We start from the raw sequence: 17,660 nt of genomic DNA on the forward strand, positions 1-17,660 counted from the left end.
TTTCAGCAATCTAGGATTTATATTAGATAGGAATTTAGGAGAATAGCACAGATAAATAACGACAATCTAATTCTATATTCCACTTACGAGTCAGAAATTCTCGAATTTTCTCCCGTCCCGTAAAAAATTATGATTAGTGAACTGATTAATTAACTATTCCCTATTTTGGTATTCCCTGCTATATAATTAATCTGAACTCAAAAAAGGGATTTTCACCCTTGATTTTATTGTCCTAATGTTCAATAGTTATTATGCTTGCGAAACGAATTTTACCTTGTTTGGATGTAAAAGCAGGTCGAGTGGTAAAGGGGGTTAATTTTGTTGATTTAAAAGATGCTGGTGACCCGGTGGAATTGGCGGCGGCCTATAACGATGCTGGGGCCGATGAATTAGTATTTTTGGATATTACAGCCACCCATGAAGACCGAGATATTATTTTTGATGTCGTCTATCGCACCGCCGAACAGGTATTTATTCCCTTAACGGTGGGGGGTGGAATTCAAAACCTAGACATGATTAAAAATTTATTAAGAGCCGGAGCAGATAAAGTTAGTATTAATTCCGCCGCTGTGCGTGATCCTGACTTAATTAATCGAGCCAGCGATCGCTTTGGAGTACAATGTATTGTAGTTGCTATTGATGCCCGTCGGCGCACTAATCCCGATAATCCCGGCTGGGATGTGTATGTGCGAGGCGGTCGGGAAAATACCGGAATTGATGCTCTTATCTGGGCTAAAGAAGTCACAAAACGGGGCGCGGGGGAACTTCTAATCACCAGTATGGATGCCGATGGAACCCAGGCAGGTTATGATTTAGAACTAACGCGAACCATTGCCGAATCCGTAGAAATTCCAGTGATTGCATCGGGGGGCGCGGGGACTTGTGAGCATATTTATCAAGCCTTAACCCAAGGCAAAGCCGAAGCAGCATTGTTAGCATCCTTATTGCATTATGGTCAATTAAGCGTGACAGAAATTAAGACCTACTTAGCAGAGCATCAAGTTACCGTGAGGAATCCTGATATTTTGTAGGAGGAAGTCAAAAGAAAACAGATAACTTTTACCCTAGACTAGATACCCCTAAATATCCATAAATAAGAGGGATTTTCAATCGAATTCCCCCTTGCATAATTAGCAGATTTAGATTAATCTGGATCGAATAATTCATCAAATAAACTATTTAGATGTTAGATCAAGCCAACGAGTTATTCCAGCAAGGGATTTTACACTATCAAAATACAGAATATCAAGCCGCTTTAGCATCTTGGCAACAAGCTCTCCACTCCTACCGAAATTTAAAGGATCGCAAACGGGAAGGCGCAGCCTGGGGGAATATAGGGGCTGTACATGAAGCCCTATTAAGTCCAGAACTGGCAATTAATTGCTATCAACAACATTTAGATATCTCCCGTGAAATTCAAGATCCCAAAGGTGAAATGAATGCCTTAATTAATCTGAGCAATATTTACTATAATTTAGGAGACTATGTTAACGCCCTCGAATACCAAAACCAACGGTTAGACCTCGCCCGTCAATTTTCAGATCCTCGCACGGAAGAACAGACATTATCTGTGTTAGGAAAAATCTATCTCACTCAAGAAAAATTTGAACTGGCAATTAACGCTTATCAACAACAATTAATCCTGGCAAAAACCAACGAAAATTATCAAAGTCAAGGCAATGCTTTTAACCATTTAAAGTTAATTTATGAACAGTTAGAACAATGGGAACAAGTTGAATTATATACTCAACAGCATAAAGCTATTTTTCGAGAATTTTTAATAGAAAATTCAGGTAATATTCTACAACAAGCCGAAAATATTGGCTTAGATCCTTTATTTGATTTTGCAGGCATGGATTTAAGTCATCTTGATTTTAATTACGCCAATTTACACGGGGCAAATTTAGAAAAAACTAACCTCAGTTATGCTAATTTAACCTTAGCAGATTTGAGCGGAGCGATTTTAAAAGAAGCTAATCTCAGTTATGCTATTTTAACTAACGCTAATTTACGCGATGCCGATTTAACAGGTGCTAACCTCAGCGAAGCCGATGTCAGAACTAAAATGCCTAGGGCTAATTTGAGTCATGCTAATTTAACCCATGCTAACTTGATGAGTGCCTATTTACCCTATGCCAACTTGACCCAAGCCAACCTCAGCCAAGCTAATCTCAACTATGCCGACCTAACCGGGGTAAAATTTCAAGGGGTGAACTTAACAATGACCAGCTTCAGTCAAGCCGAACTCAAAAATGTTTGGGTAGAAAACGTTGATTTTACCGAGGCGGTAGGTATTTCCAAGCGAATTAAATCCGATTTAGTCCAACGGGGGGCAATTTTTAGAGAGAATGAAGATTAGGTGAATAGATAGAATCCAACCTATTCTATCCATTAACCGATATCCATAAACAAAATCATTAAAACCTATGACTGGTGTAGAAGGACTTTGGCCCCATAATCTTAGCCCAAATCGCTTGGCGGTGTTGGAGCGTAAGCTCGTACTTTGGTTACAAAAACAACCTTTACCTGCTGATATTCACGAAATGGCACTCCATTATAAAACCCATGAAGACCTACAATTGTTAACTCAAAAAGCAGCATCTCAAGGTTGTCATTTTTCAGATTTACAAACAAAAGTACAAGCTATTATATCAGCAAAAACCGATGATTTCTTAGAATTAACTGAAATTGCAGGTTTAAATCCCCTAGAAGATTTTGCCGAAGCTAGACTATTAGGAGCTAATTTAAGAGGATTAATTTTAAGTGGGGCAAAATTAACCAATGCCTACTTACGAGGGGCAGATTTAAGCGATATTGACTTAACCAATGCTGACCTAAAAAATATCAATTTAGGAGGAGCAGATTTAAGCGGAGCTTTATTAAGTGATGCGGATTTAAGTGGCGCAGATTTGCACCGGGTTAGTTTAGCTTTAGCAAATTTAAGTGGATCAAATTTAACGAATGCTAATTTAGAAGATGCTAATTTAAGTAACTGTAATTTAAGCAATGCCAATTTAAGCGGAGCTTGTCTAAAAAATGCCGACTTATATCAAGCGGGATTAGCTTTAACGAATTTAACTGGGGTAGATTTTACCGGAGCAAATGTTAAAGAAGCTCGACTCTGGCATGATGCGGGAATTTCCGAAAACGTGAAAGCAGACTTAATCAAAAGGGGAGCAATTTTCGATGAAAAGATAGAAAAGATCAAACGAGATTAAACCTTAGTTTGTTGTTGCGCTTCAGCGCACTCTAAAAATATGGAGCACCGCATCGCAACAACAAATGTTTTCATGGGTTAGATTTATCATATTTTATCTAAAAAATAGAGTGCTAAATTGGAGAACGCCTACTAATTAAAGTTTTATAATCCTATTAAATTGATGAATTGAAGCACAATTGCAACCCTTTCAATATTATTATAGACAGTGACGCCCATTTGTTCCATAAAGAAATTGCTATGTTTGATGCTCTTGCTGAACGCTTTGAATCCACTTGGAAGAAACTCCGAGGTCAGGATAAAATTAGTGAGTCTAATATTCAAGATGCCCTAAAAGAAGTCCGTCGCGCCCTGCTCGAAGCCGATGTTAACCTGCAAGTCGTTAAAGAATTTGTTGCCGAAGTTGGGGAAAAAGCCCAGGGAGCAGCAGTCGTGTCCGGTGTGCGACCCGGAGAACAGTTCGTCAAAATCGTCCATGATGAACTGGTCAACGTCATGGGGGAAAGTAACGTTCCCCTCGCCCAAGCGGACACGGCCCCAACAATTATATTAATGGCCGGGTTGCAAGGGACAGGAAAAACCACCGCCACGGCAAAATTAGCCCTGCATTTGAGAAAGGAAAATCGCACTACTTTGTTAGTTGCTACGGACATTTATCGCCCGGCGGCAATTAATCAATTAATCACATTAGGCAAACAAATTAACGTTCCCGTGTTTGAAATGGGAACCGATACCGACCCCGTAGAAATTGCTCGCCAAGGGGTAGAATATGCCCGAAATCAAGATATTGATACTGTGATTATTGACACCGCCGGACGTCTGCAAATAGACGAAAATATGATGGCGGAATTAGCGCAAATTAAAGAAACCATTGAACCCCATGAAACCCTGTTAGTGGTGGATGCCATGACGGGTCAAGAAGCCGCTAATTTAACTCGCACCTTTAACGACCAAATTGGGATTACTGGGGCTATTTTAACTAAGATGGATGGGGATAGTCGCGGCGGGGCGGCGCTATCAATTCGTCGGGTATCGGGGGCTCCAATTAAATTTGTCGGGGTGGGGGAAAAAGTTGAAGCGCTACAACCTTTTTATCCTGACCGGGTGGCGTCTCGAATTTTAGGCATGGGGGATATTTTAACCTTAGTTGAAAAAGCCCAAGAGGAATTCGACTTGGCGGATGCTGAGAGAATGCAGGAAAAAATTGTGACGGCAAAATTCGATTTTACCGACTTCCTGCGTCAAACTCGAATGATGAAAAATATGGGATCTTTGGGGGGATTAATTAAGTTAATTCCGGGGATGAATAAGATTTCCCAAGACCAATTAGACCAGGGAGAAGCGCAATTAAAACGCTCAGAAGCGATGATTAATTCCATGACCGTTGATGAGCGCAAAAACCCCGATTTATTAGCGAGTTCTCCCTCCCGTCGCAAACGTATTGCTAAGGGTTCAGGAATGCTAGAAAAAGATGTGATGAAGTTAGTTAGTGACTTCCAGAAAATGCGGGTAATGATGCAACAAATGAGTCAAGGAATGATGCCCGGAATGGGAGGAATGCCCGGTATGGGAATGCCAGGAATGCCCGGTATGGGAGGAGGTTATCCCGGGGCGGCTAAAGCCAAGAAAAAGAAAGATAAGAAGAAAAAAGGTTTCGGACAACTCTAACCCTCCCCCTCGTTCCAAGGTTCTACCTTGGAATGCCAACCGGAGGCAGAGCCTCCGACTATTTTAAAAACACATAATTTTGGGTTTAATTTTTTTTACTTCTATGTCTATTCCGTCGTTTACTCCTCTTTGACTGCATTGGCAATTGTTGACATCTAGTATTAGATTGAGGTAAGCAATAGTCACGATAAGTTCCAGGAAACGCCTCAATTAATTTATCTTTGACTTCATCATATCCATCAAAGACAGTCATCCAAATAGACCAAAATCCTGTCCAAATTGCGTGCTTAACAACATAATCGACAGAAATTTTTTGTTTTGTATAATCATCAAGATATTGATTAGCAACGTCCCATGTTTCTCGCCTCTGATTCTGACGCTTAGGCTTCTTAGGATGTAGTAGCTTATAAAGAGCGATAGTTTCCTCCGCTCTGATAGTCTCTTGTGAATTCAAGTTGCTACTAGGTTTGATTTGACCTTCTTGATATTCAAAAACTTTAAAGGTATTATCACGGTCTGGAAAATAAAATCTACTGAGAAATTTATTTTCAGTAGGGACATACTCTTTCGTTTTATCTTTATGGTTAAATTTCCATTCAGAGGATAGTAGATAGCCATTTTTCTGCTTATTGCAAGTTTTACAAGAAAGAAGTAGATTTTGCCATTCAGTTTTTAAATGTGGATATTGCTTTATAGGTAATATATGTTCTACATCCCATTCATCATTTAAGCGAACTTCACAATAGGCACAATAGCAATAATCAGAACTAGGACTAAAATTGTTTAAAAGATCATTCCCATATTTCTTGTAATCAGAATAAGGGTTTGAATTATCATTCCGCTTTAGGGGTCTCATCAACTATTCCTCATCAATTTTTTCAACTTTTCTCCGGTATTCTAAAAATCCATAATAAGCTGGATTATCTCCATATCTCACTGACAATTCATCTAAGTGATCTTTTAGCTTGTTAAGTGTTTCTGTATGTTTGCCTTTTTTTGCTTTCTTGGCTTTTTCTAAAGTATCATAATATTCTTTAGAAACTTCTAACATTTCACGATATCTTTTGCTTCTCTGAGGCATTTCTTGATCCATGACATCTTCTAAAATATCTTCTGGACTTTGATCTCGATAAGCATCAGTTGGAATATATTCATAATCATCTTCATCTTCATCGTGAGCATCTATTATTTGAGCTTTAATCTTAATAAGTTTTCCTTTATGAAGGGATTGAATAATTATAGGAGCATGAGTTGTTGCAAAAAATTGAATGTTAGGAAAAGTTTTAGATAAATCTTCAATAACTCTTTCTTGCCAATTAGGATGAAGATGTAAATCAATTTCATCAATTAAGACAATTCCTGATGTTTCTTTTGCTGCATTTTCGCCAAAATGAGGATTAAGTAATGCGACACGATAAGCCATATCAGCTACTATCGTTAATATGTTACGGTAGCCATCACTAAGAAGGTGAAGCGGTAACATTTGACCCGTAGATGAAACAGCAACTACACCTTCAGAACTTTCCCCTGGTTTATAGTCTAATTTGTTCCATTCGTCAAGACAGTCTGCAATCGCTTGTTTAACAACAGTTAGAGTGGGAGAAGGTTGGTTATTTTTAATTTCTTCTTGAAATTGCTCACTTAACCAATTTATAAGCTGTGTTATGCTGCGTCCAGCATTGAGTGAATTTTTATAGCCTATAAATCTGTCATCTTGGTTTTGAGCTTTTTTATCGTTACTTTTGCTATCATCTCGTTTCCATAATCGATTATTGCCATAGTATGCAACTAGAGGAAGACTAACATTATTTCCCTTATCACGAATAAGTTTAAGTTGTCTTGCCGACTCAACATCATTCTTTTTTCCGTTTTTACCCTGGGTTTTTATTAATCTTTCCCAACTTATTTCTTTATCCACAATCATTCCATAGCATTTGACTGAAAAAGGATATTGGAGTTCAACCTTAGTTTCTTCTCCTAGTTGACGGGTAACTCTCCGTACCCAATCTTCGTGAAGTGTTGTGTTATTCAATCCTGATTCTGTTTCAAAGGTAGAAATGAAACTATCTAAAGCACTTGCAAGAGCATCCAATATGGCAGTTTTCCCTTCGCCATTGTCACCAATAAAAAGATTAAACTTTTCTGATAGATTATCAAGATTTGTTTCTTCAAAACACTTAAAGTTTTTAATTTCTATTTTAGTCACTTTCATGATTTTTTCTTTGTTTTATGTTAATAATATTGAGATTTGATTGGTTAAATAGTTTCATGTCTGGTAAGGCTTGAGAACCGAGAGTAAGGATAAAGTGCAAATTTGGAAAAATATTTGAAAGATTGTTCAAAAGAAAGAGCAAATTTTTTTTGTCAAGGTTGAGATCAAGATCATCAATTAAAACTATACCACAACTCTCTTGAAAAACGCGATCTAAAAGATGGGGATTCAGTAAAGTTGCCCGATAAGCAATATCAGCGATTAAAGCAAATAAGTTAAGATCCACCTTACCACCCAGTTCTAATAACTTCAAATTATCATTGCTACAACATATTATACTCTTGGTTTTGAGATCATAATAAAACTCACCTGTGGGAAGTCTTGATACTAATGAAACAAAAGCTTCATAGGTCTTTCTTCTCTTGTCTGTTTTAGCTATTAATTCCTGAGTATAAAGCCATCTCAGGAAGTGAAGCCGACTTTTGTGAGGTTTGAAATAATTTTGATACCCCTGTGTTCTTGATTCAGGTTCTAATGGTTGTAATAAATTCTTTTTAGCAGTTAATATCCAGTTTCGATCTGCACCATAATGCAGAATGATAGGAATAGAAACTTCTTCAAAATTTTGAATACTTTTCTGAAGCTGTTTAGAATAATTGTGTAAGTCAGGATTTAACCAGGGAAATTGCCATGATAGTTGTTTATTATTAAGATTACATTGACAGGAGATAGTTGGAGGTATATCATGCTTTTCAATGTAAAAACCACTTTGATTTATATTTTTAATATGTATTTTTCTATCGAAAGATTCAAAGCGTTTAGTTTTTATTTCCGTAAATTCAGAAAATATTGCACTTAAGGCAATGGCAATGCTGTCAATGATCGCAGTCTTGCCCGAACCAGATTCTCCTGTGATGAGAGTGATATTTTGATCAAAGTTATGTCCAAAATAATCTATTTTTCTAAAGTTTTTGATTTCAACAGTTTCAAGAAACATTTTGGATCTCCCGTGCTTTTAGTAATAAATTAAGTTTATTAATTAGATCCTATAAAGCGTTCATACAAGGAATAATATATAATTGGTATCAAGCTATATATTATATCTTATAATTGTGCCGGAAGATCCAAATTTTCTAAACCTCAAAAATCAAGTCAACTAAACTTTTTAAATCAGCAACTTCTAAATCCGGTTGAGCGATCGCAGCTTTCGTTGTCCCTCCTCCCGGTTGTCCTTGACGACGATTAACCCAAACTGTTTCAAGGACTAACCCATCCTTTTACCTCCGTATCCGTTAAAGGTTTTTCCATCTTCATGCTTTCACTACGAGCCGCATTTAATAAATGTTTCATCGTCACAGCTTCATTAGAATCCGCCGCCAAAAAAGCAGCATTCATCGCAATATTACGAATATTCCCCCCGGCTACACTCAGTTTAGCTAATTTATTCACATCCACCCCTTCTAATGGCATTTCCTTGGGAAAAATACGACGCCAAATTTCAGCCCGTTGGGTCACATCAGGAAATGGAAACTGCACCACAAACCGAATTCTTCGCAAAAATGCACTATCTAATGCCCCCTTTAAATTTGTAGTTAAAATTGCTAACCCTCCATAAGCTTCCATCCGTTGTAATAAATAACTAACCTCAATATTTGCATGGCGGTCATGGGAATCTTTCACATCAGAACGTTTTCCAAATAAAGCATCCGCTTCATCAAAAAGTAAAATCGCTCCACCCGTTTCCGCCGCATCAAAAACCCGTCGCAAATTCTTCTCCGTTTCCCCAATATATTTACTCACCACCGAACTCAGATCAATCCGATATAAATCTAAGTTTAACTCCTGAGCCATCACTTCCGCCGCCGTGGTTTTTCCCGTCCCACTAGGGCCAGCAAATAACGCACTAATTCCTAAACCCCGTCCGCCTTTTTTAGCAAACCCCCAACCCTCATAAACTTTAACGCGCTGGCGAACATGGGCAATCACCGCTTTCAGAGTTTGTGACTGCATTTCCGGTAATACCAAATCCTCCCAACTGGCACTCGGTTCAATTCGTTGGGCTAAATCTTCCATGCGAGGACGAGCTTGGGCGCGACAAGCCTCCCATAAAGTATTATTTAGCTGATCATAATCCTCACTTAGCCCGATTTGTCCGAGGGTACTGGCACAAGCCGCAGCAATGGCGGGGGCATTCAGGTTAAATTGTCCGACTAGGTGTTCTATAATCTCCGGCAATTCCTCCCGTTCCATCACCAGCGCCTCCTCCCATAATAGGTATTGTTCTGAGTTGGTAGGCTTGCTAACTTCAAAATTAACTAACGGGCGCTGTCTCTGACTAATCCGATCTCGTGTAGTTATAATCAGAGGACTGTTAATTTGTTCAATGATATGGGCAACGGCATTTCCGTCCCGATCTGAACCATCTACTTCGTCGCAGTTCAACACTAATGCACTATTACACAAAACCGCTTCCCGATCCCATAACCGCAGCAGTTGAGACAGTTCGTTTCTGTTGCTGGGTAAGTGATCGGCACTGAGTAAATGGGCATCCAGTCCTAATATTTTACAGGCGGATAGGGCGATCGCCCGCTTGCTACTGGTATCTTCTCCACAGAGTTGCACGGCGGGTACAATGTCATTTCCGGCACTCTGAGACAGGGTTTCTGCTAACTGTTCGGCTAACTGTTGGTGAGAGGGGACTAATTGATTTTCTTCTTTTAATGGCTCTATTATCCCCATCAGTCTCTCATCTAAGTGCTGTACTCCCACCAAATAATGCAGGATGCGCTCGTCAATGCGGAGGGGACTCTGGGTGAGTGCCGATCCACTACCGATCTCAATTAATCGCCAGTGTCGTAGGGGAGCCGTAGGGGTGAGGGCGTTCCAATGGGGGTTATCCAGGCTACTAAGGGCTAAACTGAAGGTGGGATAAAGTTTTTGCGAGTCCCCTTGAGCCTGGGCGCACAAGCTGGCAAAACTGGCGTCTAATTCCATACCTGCACAGATCATTAGTAAGTCTCGTTCAAAGGTGGACAAGCCAAAGATACGGCAGATCTGTTGTAGAGATGAATTATCCGATAGTTCGGAAGTGGCTATTGGCTTTGGAGTTTGACCGTCTTGACTGGCTTTCCATTCCAGCACCTGTCGCACTTGGGCCAGTGCCACCATCAGGGATTCTTGGTTCGCTTTTTGCCAGTTTTGCACAGAAACAGCGTTCATTTTCAGTAAAAAATTGTAGTAAGTCCTTTAGGACTCTTAACTCGTAGTAAGTCCTTTAGGACTCTTTGCCATATATTGTATATAGGCCCTAAAGAAGCCCTGAAGGGCTTACTACTAGGGGATGGTGATCGTTGGACTAATATACTGATCAAAGGTGGGACTATGGCGATCGCTATCAATTTGACAGAGACTTTCTGCACCATCTACTTGAATCCTCACTAAATAGTTGCTATTTTTAATAGCTTTAAGTGAGAAGACAATCCGAGCAGTATTATTATTCCGAGGCTGGGCGTTAAAAATGTAAGAGGCAGGCTGTAGGCTGGTCTGTTCATTTAAAATCAGAATCACTCGCTGATCTTGACCGATCCTCACATCTGTCACCACTTCTACCTCAGCATCACGAGGCTCGTCGTCTGTTCCTGACCCATCCAACAGATTCACCTCCTTGATACCAGGTCGCAACACAAACGGAGCCACATTGGACTCAACCCGCTCTTGCATGGGGCCATTAGTGCTTCCCCTTTCCAACCTTTGACCATGAATTATCTGTAACCCCTGAACCCCGGGTCGGAGTGCCTCTGGTGGCACTAAGGTTAAAGCTAAGGTAATCTCCTGATCTTGCACCGTACCCGGCGCCACTTCCACACCCCCAATTCTAATCGAGGCATTGGCATTAGCAAGCATTTTACCTCGAATTAATAAGGTACTATGGGTGAAAATAGGTTGATATCGACCTTCGGTTGACATGACAAAATCAATCGTCGGTTGTTTGCTAAATGCCCAGGCGTTCAGGCTGCGATCACGGATCGGCAGTGCTACCATTGCAGGTTCCTCACCATCTAACACCACAACTGTAATTTTATAAATCACAGATAAAACATAAGGGGTTTGAAAAAAGACCGACCAAACCTTCGATAATTCATCCGTTGAAACCGGAACAAATTCCGCTCGGATCATCTCAATTTGTTCCGATAAGTCAGAATTTGCTAAAAAAGGATAACTGGGATCATTCACCGTTTCTCGAATCATTTGAGAGGATAAAACCGCTCGATCTTCCAGTGTTCGGATTGCACTTCCTAATAAGCGCTGAGGCTCTAATTCGATCTCATTTCCATAACAACTTAACAGATAGTATAAATCTATAGGTAATTGATTCCGCTTTGTTAATTCTCCCTTCCTTTGACGGGGTGGCATATCTGCATTCCCTAAAGAGGTATTGCGCTTCAAATGGTAGAGGTAAATACTAATTCCTGTTTCTGGAGTTCCCCCAGTATTTTCTGGACGGCTTGTTGTCACCCTTGCCCCCTCCACATCCGTCTGCACAGATTGTTGTAACATCCTCTGCAATGTTGCCGTCACAGTGGCAATACCTAAATAATTACTCATACTTTAATTAGTTTTAAACAAGACCCAGATGTAACGACCGAACAATCGCTCGACTACGACTATCTACCTCTAATTTTTCAAATATGGTTGTTAAGTGGGCCTTGACTGTTGCTACGGTAATATAAAGGGAACTAGCTATTTCTTGATTTCGGTATCCCTCCACTAACAATTTTAAGACTTCCCGTTCTCTATGTGTTAAATTATAGGGATTAGAGCTATTTAATTCCCTCGGTTGATTAGATGATTTATTGGGTTGAGTGGCTGTTAATTTACCTTGATTTATCTGAAAAGCTCGAAAGAATCTGGCTGCAACTTCTGGACATAAATAAACTTGATTATTCAGTGCCGCCGTAATAGCAATAAGGAGTTGCGTCGGTAAATTTTCCTTCAATATATATCCCCAAGCTCCAGCTTGCATCGTCTCAAAAATACTATTTTCTTCCCCTACAGAAGACAACACTAAAATTTTGCTATCATTCTGATTCTGTTCTGATTTCTGACTTAAACTTCTGATCATTTCAATACCCTGATCAGGTGTCTTAAATAAATCCCAATCTAGGAAAATTAAACCGGGTTTATATTGGTCAGCCATACTCATGGCAGGTTGAATTGAACTCGTGTTACCAACTAGCTTAATTTGCCATGACGAACTCAAGTTATAAACCTTAAGTAATACCTGCAAACTCTTGCAAAAAGGCAATTCACTGGCTACAAGCATAACTGCAATTGTTTTTGGTAAAATGCTCTTAGGTATCTGCCTAGAAACACTTGCTGGCTTTTGATTGGAAGTGTGATTAAGTTGATTTACCCACATATCAAGTCCAATTAAAACTAATCTGGTTTTATGCCCCGGAAGGAAGTTTGTGTAATTAACACTATGTTTTAATATAACATCTATCTTCAGATATAAATTTAATTTTGTGACTCAATACTCAATACATTTGTATAGAAATCTAACAAATTAATAAGAAAAATAAAGTAATGTTAAATATATCTTGACCAATGGCCGATAATACCCAACATCCAGATAACCTTATTCAAAAAGCCCAAAAATTTCGACCAAAGTCTATAACCCCTGGGGTCTATTTCACCTTAATCTAGGCACATTAACGTGCGCGGTGGTATTGCTCCCCATAGTAAATAGTAATCAGGACAAACCCCATCTTGGCTGCACAGCAAATTGTTGAGCAGCACTCCCAAGCTAAATATTGATATAAGGAAAAGAAATATGGCAAGACTTGACTATTTTGCTCCAGGTGTGTATGTAGAAGAAGTTGATAGAGGAAGTCGTCCAATAGCAGGAGTCCCCACCGCGATCGCCGGATTTCTCGGATTTACCGAAGATGTGCGCGGTGGTGCCGAAATGTTCAAACCCATGTTAGTCACCACTTGGAGCCAATACCTCCAGTATTTTGCCCGCCCCAATTCCGACGGCTTCACCGACTTCAACGCCTACCTGCCCTTTTCAGTGTACGGCTGGTTTTTAAACGGTGGCGGCCGTTGTTGGGTCACCAGTATCGGCACCAGATTACCCGGTTCTGCCGCCCCAGCACCAACGGAATTAGGCACAGAGGTGATGAACCGCGCCAAACGTCCCGCCCTGCGGTTTTCCCTCAGCGATCCCGGAATTGCCTCAACCCAGAACATTAACAGTGCTTTGGTATCACCTAGCGAGAGAACCATCCGGGTTAGAATTACCGAAGGACAACCCAAAGCCCCAGCACCCGCCCTACCCCCAACCTCCTCAGCAGAGGCAGGTACAGAGGCAACCACAGAGGCAGCTACAGAGGCAAGGGCAATAACTTCTATACCCGCAAACACAGGGGAATACTTCACCGTTATCATCACCCAAGGTGGTGAGGAATTGGAACGCTACGAACACCTGACCATGAACGCCCAGGCCGATGTCGCCGTAGCAGATTATGTGTTCAATGCCCTGCAAGAGTCCAGCTACATTCGGATCACAGACATTTCCCTCACAGGTAGCCCCCTAGCAAAACGGCCCAATAATGGCTTCTATGAAGTCAGTCCCCCGCCTCTCGACGTTCAGCCCGAACTATTCAGTCAATATGTCGAAGGTGGAAGGGATGATCGCACAGGGGTACGGGGTCTATTTGAAATTGACGACGTGACCATTGTTGCCTGTCCCGACTTAATGCGCGTGTACGAAGCCGGATTGATGAATCTCGATCAGCTTCATGGGATCATGGATATGATGCTCAGTCTCAGTGAAGGTGCGACGGCCGGTGATATCCCCAACCCACCCAACCGGATGGTAATTCTCGATACTCCTCCTGATCGGGTTAAACCCCAAGATGTGGCCCGTTGGCTCACCGAAGATTTTAACCGTCGTTCTCAATTTGCGGCCCTCTACTATCCTTGGATCAGAGTTCCCAACCCCCGGAATGCCGGACGTCCGATTTCCATTCCGCCCTGTGGATATGTTGCAGGCGTCTGGTCACGGGTAGATGAAACCAGAGGCGTCCATAAGGCTCCCGCCAATGAAGTCCCCCGTGGTCTGGTCGGTTTGAGTTATGACTGTAACTTCCGTGAACAGGAATTATTAAACCCCTTGGGAATTAACTGTGTCCGTAGTTTCCCCAACCGTGGTCTACGGATTTGGGGGGCCCGTACCCTGGTGGAAGCGGATAATATTCAATGGCGTTATATTAACGTCCGTCGCTTGATGAGCTACATTGAGAAATCCATTGAACAGGGAACCCAGTGGGTCGTTTTTGAACCCAACGATGAAGACCTCTGGCAACGGGTTAAACGCACTCTCGGTAATTTCCTCGACTCCCTCTGGCGCGAAGGTGCCCTAGTGGGCGGTAGTCCGGCTCAAGCCTACTATGTCAAGTGTGACGAAGAAATTAATACCCCACAAACGATGCTCCTAGGTCGTTTGTATGTTGAAGTCGGCGTAGCCCCCGTCCGTCCTGCTGAATTTGTGATCTTCCGCATGAGTCAGATCACTGGTGATGAAAACGAAGAAGAAGGCGGCGAATTCAGTTAAATACAAGCCCGGTTTGGGGTTTAAGGTTTCAGGTATTAAGGTTAATCAACAGCATTACTGCATAGTAATTATTTTCCCCCATTCCCCATTCCCCATTCCCCATTCCCCATTCGTAATACCCATTACCCATTACCCATTACCCATTCCCCATTCCCCATTCCTAATTTCCCCACTAAAAACTTACAAAAGGAATAAAAACATGGTCGGAGTTGTTACTACTGTTGCCTCTCGATTTTACGTTGAGTTTGACGGAATTACTCAGGCTCAAATCAAAAGTATGGCTCAAATTTCCTATGAAGGTAAAGTTACAGGAAATGCCAAACCCATAGGTTCATCAAAAGGCGGAATTCATGACCGACAAACCACCTCCGGCGGTTACGATTCTAACCCCGCCATGACCGTTGAAGTTTACCTGTGCGATTCCCCCCAAGGTGCCAGCGCCCAAATGTACAAATGGTTTCAAAAATGCTTACCCGTTAGTGAGGGCGGTAACGGTGACTGGTCAAATAACCGTAAAAGTGGCTCAGTTGTTGTTTATGACCCCAACGGTCGGGAAATCCTCCGATGGAATTTAGAACGCGCTTGGCCGAAAAAATACTCCATTGCCGATGCGGACGTCACAGGTCAAGATCTAGCAGTAGAAACCTATGAACTGGTGGCTGAACGAATTAATAAAGTCAAATCCGTCAGTGGTGCCGCCGTTACTTATGGTGGTCGATGACATATAATCAACTACGAATTACGAATTACGAATTACGAGACAATTAGCTAACTCCTAATTTATTAATCCATTAACTCCTAATTCATTAATTCGTAATTGATAATTCGTAATTCGTAATTGACAACATACCCCCCGATAAATCGGCGGACATGAGCGACACTAAGTTAAAACAAAATCAATCTAACTATTGACCAGGAGGAATATTTAAAATGACAGCAGCAACTCAGAGAAGCCTAATGGAATACCTGACAGTTTCTCGCTTTTACTTAGAAATTAATAATAATACAAGGTTACTGATTTCCAAAGCTAGTGGACTTTCAATTACAATTGATCCGGCTTCTGAAGGTAAGCCCATCGGAACCCGTAAGGGCTTGGCTACGGATACACAAACCACCCCGGCTACCGTCAGTTATCAAAATATTACCCTGGAGTTTGTAACAGCAATTGACAACGATATTCTCTTGCAATGGTATGTGGATTCACACCCGCAAGCAATGGGAAAAGGCGGTCGGCAAACCATGGCTCGGCGTTATGAAGCTTCCCTGGTTTTCTACAAACAAGATGGTTCAGAAGGCGCCCGATGGAATATTAAAGATGCCATTCCCGCTAAATACAAAACTACTCAAGTCAAAGCTGACAGTGCCGATATTTTTAAAGAAACCATTGAGGTTGCCCACGCCGGGATGATTCGGGTTCCTGTTGGGGGAAGCAAGCTTTAAGAAGGTGTTGAGGGTTGGCGGGTAATGGGTAATGGGTAATGGGTAAAGATATTCTCTATTGCTATTACCTATTGCCCATTCCCTGTCTTTCTCCCATTGCCCATTGCCTATTCCCTGTCTTTCTCCCATTGCCTATTGCCTATTGCCTATTCCCTATTTGGTATGCAAATTAATCAAGACCAATTAAAACAAAATTTATCAGAGATTCTTACCATTGCTCGCTTTTATGTTGAGTTAAAACTAAATGGAAGTAGCGATCCTGTTGATGCTTATTTTATGGAATGCAAAGGGTTTAAATATACCCAAAGTTTAATAGAATTAGCTGAAGTTTTTCCCCAACCTTGGGGGAAAGCTAAACGGGGACGAGTCCTCAGAACAAAAATGCCGGGAAATGAAAAAGTTAATAATATTAATTTGCGTCGCGGTCTAAGTGCATCAACTACCCTATGGAAGTGGATTGAAAATGTGCAAGCAGGTCAATGGGCAACTCAAAGTTATGATGGTTCCTTAGTCATCTATCGCCAAAGTAGTGAAGAAGGTGCTCGGTTTAATTTTAAAGGTGCTTGGCCTGTTTCCTACACCGTTGCTGATAACATTGTTTCTGGTTCAGATCTCGCTTTTGAGGAACTAGAATTAGCAGTAGAAAGCTTTCAGCGAGTTCCTACCCTTCCTAAATCCTTGTCATGATCCAAACTGAATTTGAGTTTACCCTACCCAAAGGATACCTAGATGAACAAGGCGACTGTCACCGTCAAGGTGTAATGCGACTATCCCGGGCTATTGATGAAATTGTTCCCATGCGTGATCCTAGAGTTAAATCAAATCCAGCCTATGCTACTGTAATTATTCTCTCTCGTGTTATTACTCAGTTAGGCACTTTAGAAGAAATTTCACCCATGGTAATTGAAAATCTATTTGCCTCCGATTTAAGCTATTTACAAAAGTTTTATCGCTACATCAATGACTTAGAGGAAGACCAACCCGACTCTCCCACCCCATCCCCAGTTTATGATCAACCCTGAATTAACGATGTTTGATGGAAAACCAATCTCCAATCACCTTTAGTTTTTCCCTACCCGTCGGGTTACTAGACAACCAAGACAGACGACACCGGGACGGGGAAATGCGTCTAGCCACAGGTAAAGATGAATTGTACCAGACCGACCCCCGCAGCTTGGAAAATCCAGCCTATGGGACTCTGATCCTACTTTCGCGGGTTATTGTCCAGTTAGGGGAATTATCCCCCGTCACCCCAGAAGATTTAGAAGCACTGTTTCTCACGGACTGGCAATATTTACAGGAAGTTTACAACGCCATTAACCCCCCAGAATCAACAATTTCTACCACGGGGGAGTTATAGGCTACCCCCAAGAGGAGTTATATCGGGAGGTAGCCTTTATTGCATTTCACTTTCACTGGTCACGGGAAGAAATTCTGAATTTAGATCATCGAGAACGACAACGTTGGGTTCAGGAAATTGCCTATTTAGTTAATACAGATTAATG

At 41.3% G+C, this 17,660-nt stretch carries 17 protein-coding genes and 1 pseudogene; 11 read left to right on the plus strand and 7 right to left on the minus strand.

Annotation, left to right across the window (positions count from 1 at the left end; all coding sequences use genetic code 11):
* Positions 1–34: 34 nt before the first annotated feature.
* A pseudogene (locus tag NMG88_RS22690) lies at positions 35–115 on the minus strand (hypothetical protein); the annotation flags it as partial.
* A gap of 136 nt (positions 116–251) precedes the next feature.
* Here NMG88_RS22690 and hisF point away from each other — a divergent pair.
* The 4 genes from hisF (at position 252) to ffh (ending at position 4,885) form a co-directional block, all read left to right on the plus strand.
* Positions 252–1,031 (plus strand): imidazole glycerol phosphate synthase subunit HisF, encoded by a 780-nt coding sequence (gene hisF, locus NMG88_RS10390; RefSeq protein WP_026788555.1) that lies wholly within the window; start codon positions 252–254, stop codon positions 1,029–1,031.
* Positions 1,032–1,183: 152 nt separating this feature from the next.
* Positions 1,184–2,359 (plus strand): pentapeptide repeat-containing protein, encoded by a 1,176-nt coding sequence (locus tag NMG88_RS10395; protein WP_227350982.1) that lies wholly within the window; start codon positions 1,184–1,186, stop codon positions 2,357–2,359.
* Between the two features lie 67 nt (positions 2,360–2,426).
* On the plus strand, positions 2,427–3,218 hold the full coding sequence (locus NMG88_RS10400) for a pentapeptide repeat-containing protein (RefSeq protein ID WP_254035405.1): 792 nt from the start codon (positions 2,427–2,429) through the stop codon (positions 3,216–3,218).
* Between the two features lie 239 nt (positions 3,219–3,457).
* Positions 3,458–4,885, plus strand: a complete 1,428-nt coding sequence (ffh, locus tag NMG88_RS10405; protein WP_227350981.1) for a signal recognition particle protein — start codon at positions 3,458–3,460, stop codon at positions 4,883–4,885.
* A gap of 85 nt (positions 4,886–4,970) precedes the next feature.
* Here the strand turns inward: ffh and NMG88_RS10410 are convergent, their stop codons facing one another.
* The 6 genes from NMG88_RS10410 to NMG88_RS10435 all read right to left on the minus strand — a co-directional run bounded on the left by NMG88_RS10410 (position 4,971) and on the right by NMG88_RS10435 (position 12,420).
* The gene (locus tag NMG88_RS10410) at positions 4,971–5,741 is read right to left on the minus strand and encodes an HNH endonuclease (protein WP_227350980.1); all 771 of its coding nucleotides are present in this window, start codon (positions 5,739–5,741) and stop codon (positions 4,971–4,973) included.
* Between the two features lie 3 nt (positions 5,742–5,744).
* A complete protein-coding gene (locus NMG88_RS10415; protein WP_227350979.1) occupies positions 5,745–7,097 on the minus strand; it encodes an AAA family ATPase in 1,353 nt (450 codons plus the stop codon).
* A complete protein-coding gene (locus NMG88_RS10420; RefSeq protein WP_254035406.1) occupies positions 7,084–8,094 on the minus strand; it encodes an AAA family ATPase in 1,011 nt (336 codons plus the stop codon). The genes NMG88_RS10415 and NMG88_RS10420 overlap by 14 nt, the downstream gene beginning before the upstream one ends.
* Before the next feature lie 260 nt (positions 8,095–8,354).
* Positions 8,355–10,316 (minus strand): ATP-binding protein, encoded by a 1,962-nt coding sequence (locus tag NMG88_RS10425; protein ID WP_254033806.1) that lies wholly within the window; start codon positions 10,314–10,316, stop codon positions 8,355–8,357.
* Positions 10,317–10,430: 114 nt separating this feature from the next.
* Positions 10,431–11,702 carry a Pvc16 family protein gene (locus NMG88_RS10430; protein WP_227365174.1) on the minus strand — a complete coding sequence of 424 codons (1,272 nt, stop codon included), beginning with the start codon at positions 11,700–11,702 and terminating at the stop codon, positions 10,431–10,433.
* A 13-nt stretch (positions 11,703–11,715) separates the two neighbouring features.
* Positions 11,716–12,420, minus strand: a complete 705-nt coding sequence (locus NMG88_RS10435; protein ID WP_042155427.1) for a LuxR C-terminal-related transcriptional regulator — start codon at positions 12,418–12,420, stop codon at positions 11,716–11,718.
* A 510-nt stretch (positions 12,421–12,930) separates the two neighbouring features.
* Here NMG88_RS10435 and NMG88_RS10440 point away from each other — a divergent pair.
* The 7 genes from NMG88_RS10440 to NMG88_RS22585 all read left to right on the plus strand — a co-directional run bounded on the left by NMG88_RS10440 (position 12,931) and on the right by NMG88_RS22585 (position 17,658).
* Entirely contained in the window at positions 12,931–14,715 is a 1,785-nt protein-coding gene (locus NMG88_RS10440; protein WP_042155425.1) for a phage tail sheath family protein, read from the plus strand.
* A 199-nt stretch (positions 14,716–14,914) separates the two neighbouring features.
* On the plus strand, positions 14,915–15,436 hold the full coding sequence (locus NMG88_RS10445; protein ID WP_026796944.1) for a phage tail protein: 522 nt from the start codon (positions 14,915–14,917) through the stop codon (positions 15,434–15,436).
* Positions 15,437–15,645: 209 nt separating this feature from the next.
* On the plus strand, positions 15,646–16,155 hold the full coding sequence (locus tag NMG88_RS10450) for a phage tail protein (protein ID WP_026794888.1): 510 nt from the start codon (positions 15,646–15,648) through the stop codon (positions 16,153–16,155).
* 162 nt (positions 16,156–16,317) lie between these two features.
* A complete protein-coding gene (locus NMG88_RS10455; protein WP_042155423.1) occupies positions 16,318–16,842 on the plus strand; it encodes a phage tail protein in 525 nt (174 codons plus the stop codon).
* The gene (locus NMG88_RS10460) at positions 16,839–17,177 is read left to right on the plus strand and encodes a hypothetical protein (protein WP_026788542.1); all 339 of its coding nucleotides are present in this window, start codon (positions 16,839–16,841) and stop codon (positions 17,175–17,177) included. The genes NMG88_RS10455 and NMG88_RS10460 overlap by 4 nt, the downstream gene beginning before the upstream one ends.
* 14 nt (positions 17,178–17,191) lie before the next feature.
* Entirely contained in the window at positions 17,192–17,515 is a 324-nt protein-coding gene (locus NMG88_RS10465; RefSeq protein ID WP_026788541.1) for a hypothetical protein, read from the plus strand.
* On the plus strand, positions 17,512–17,658 hold the full coding sequence (locus NMG88_RS22585; RefSeq protein ID WP_310996186.1) for a DUF6760 family protein: 147 nt from the start codon (positions 17,512–17,514) through the stop codon (positions 17,656–17,658). The genes NMG88_RS10465 and NMG88_RS22585 overlap by 4 nt, the downstream gene beginning before the upstream one ends.
* Positions 17,659–17,660: the final 2 nt, after the last annotated feature.

This window comes from Planktothrix agardhii, assembly GCF_904830935.1.
GTDB lineage: Bacteria > Cyanobacteriota > Cyanobacteriia > Cyanobacteriales > Microcoleaceae > Planktothrix > Planktothrix agardhii.

Excerpts from the sequence above, each read along its gene's own strand:
- hisF (WP_026788555.1), top strand. The coding sequence starts at position 252 with ATGCTTGCGAAACGAATTTTACCTTGTTTGGATGTAAAAGCAGGTCGA.
- NMG88_RS10395 (WP_227350982.1), top strand. The coding sequence starts at position 1,184 with ATGTTAGATCAAGCCAACGAGTTATTCCAGCAAGGGATTTTACACTAT.
- NMG88_RS10400 (WP_254035405.1), top strand. The coding sequence starts at position 2,427 with ATGACTGGTGTAGAAGGACTTTGGCCCCATAATCTTAGCCCAAATCGC.
- ffh (WP_227350981.1), top strand. The coding sequence starts at position 3,458 with ATGTTTGATGCTCTTGCTGAACGCTTTGAATCCACTTGGAAGAAACTC.
- NMG88_RS10410 (WP_227350980.1), bottom strand. The coding sequence starts at position 5,741 with ATGAGACCCCTAAAGCGGAATGATAATTCAAACCCTTATTCTGATTAC.
- NMG88_RS10415 (WP_227350979.1), bottom strand. The coding sequence starts at position 7,097 with ATGAAAGTGACTAAAATAGAAATTAAAAACTTTAAGTGTTTTGAAGAA.
- NMG88_RS10420 (WP_254035406.1), bottom strand. The coding sequence starts at position 8,094 with ATGTTTCTTGAAACTGTTGAAATCAAAAACTTTAGAAAAATAGATTAT.
- NMG88_RS10425 (WP_254033806.1), bottom strand. The coding sequence starts at position 10,316 with ATGAACGCTGTTTCTGTGCAAAACTGGCAAAAAGCGAACCAAGAATCC.
- NMG88_RS10430 (WP_227365174.1), bottom strand. The coding sequence starts at position 11,702 with ATGAGTAATTATTTAGGTATTGCCACTGTGACGGCAACATTGCAGAGG.
- NMG88_RS10435 (WP_042155427.1), bottom strand. The coding sequence starts at position 12,420 with ATGCTTGTAGCCAGTGAATTGCCTTTTTGCAAGAGTTTGCAGGTATTA.
- NMG88_RS10440 (WP_042155425.1), top strand. The coding sequence starts at position 12,931 with ATGGCAAGACTTGACTATTTTGCTCCAGGTGTGTATGTAGAAGAAGTT.
- NMG88_RS10445 (WP_026796944.1), top strand. The coding sequence starts at position 14,915 with ATGGTCGGAGTTGTTACTACTGTTGCCTCTCGATTTTACGTTGAGTTT.
- NMG88_RS10450 (WP_026794888.1), top strand. The coding sequence starts at position 15,646 with ATGACAGCAGCAACTCAGAGAAGCCTAATGGAATACCTGACAGTTTCT.
- NMG88_RS10455 (WP_042155423.1), top strand. The coding sequence starts at position 16,318 with ATGCAAATTAATCAAGACCAATTAAAACAAAATTTATCAGAGATTCTT.
- NMG88_RS10460 (WP_026788542.1), top strand. The coding sequence starts at position 16,839 with ATGATCCAAACTGAATTTGAGTTTACCCTACCCAAAGGATACCTAGAT.
- NMG88_RS10465 (WP_026788541.1), top strand. The coding sequence starts at position 17,192 with ATGGAAAACCAATCTCCAATCACCTTTAGTTTTTCCCTACCCGTCGGG.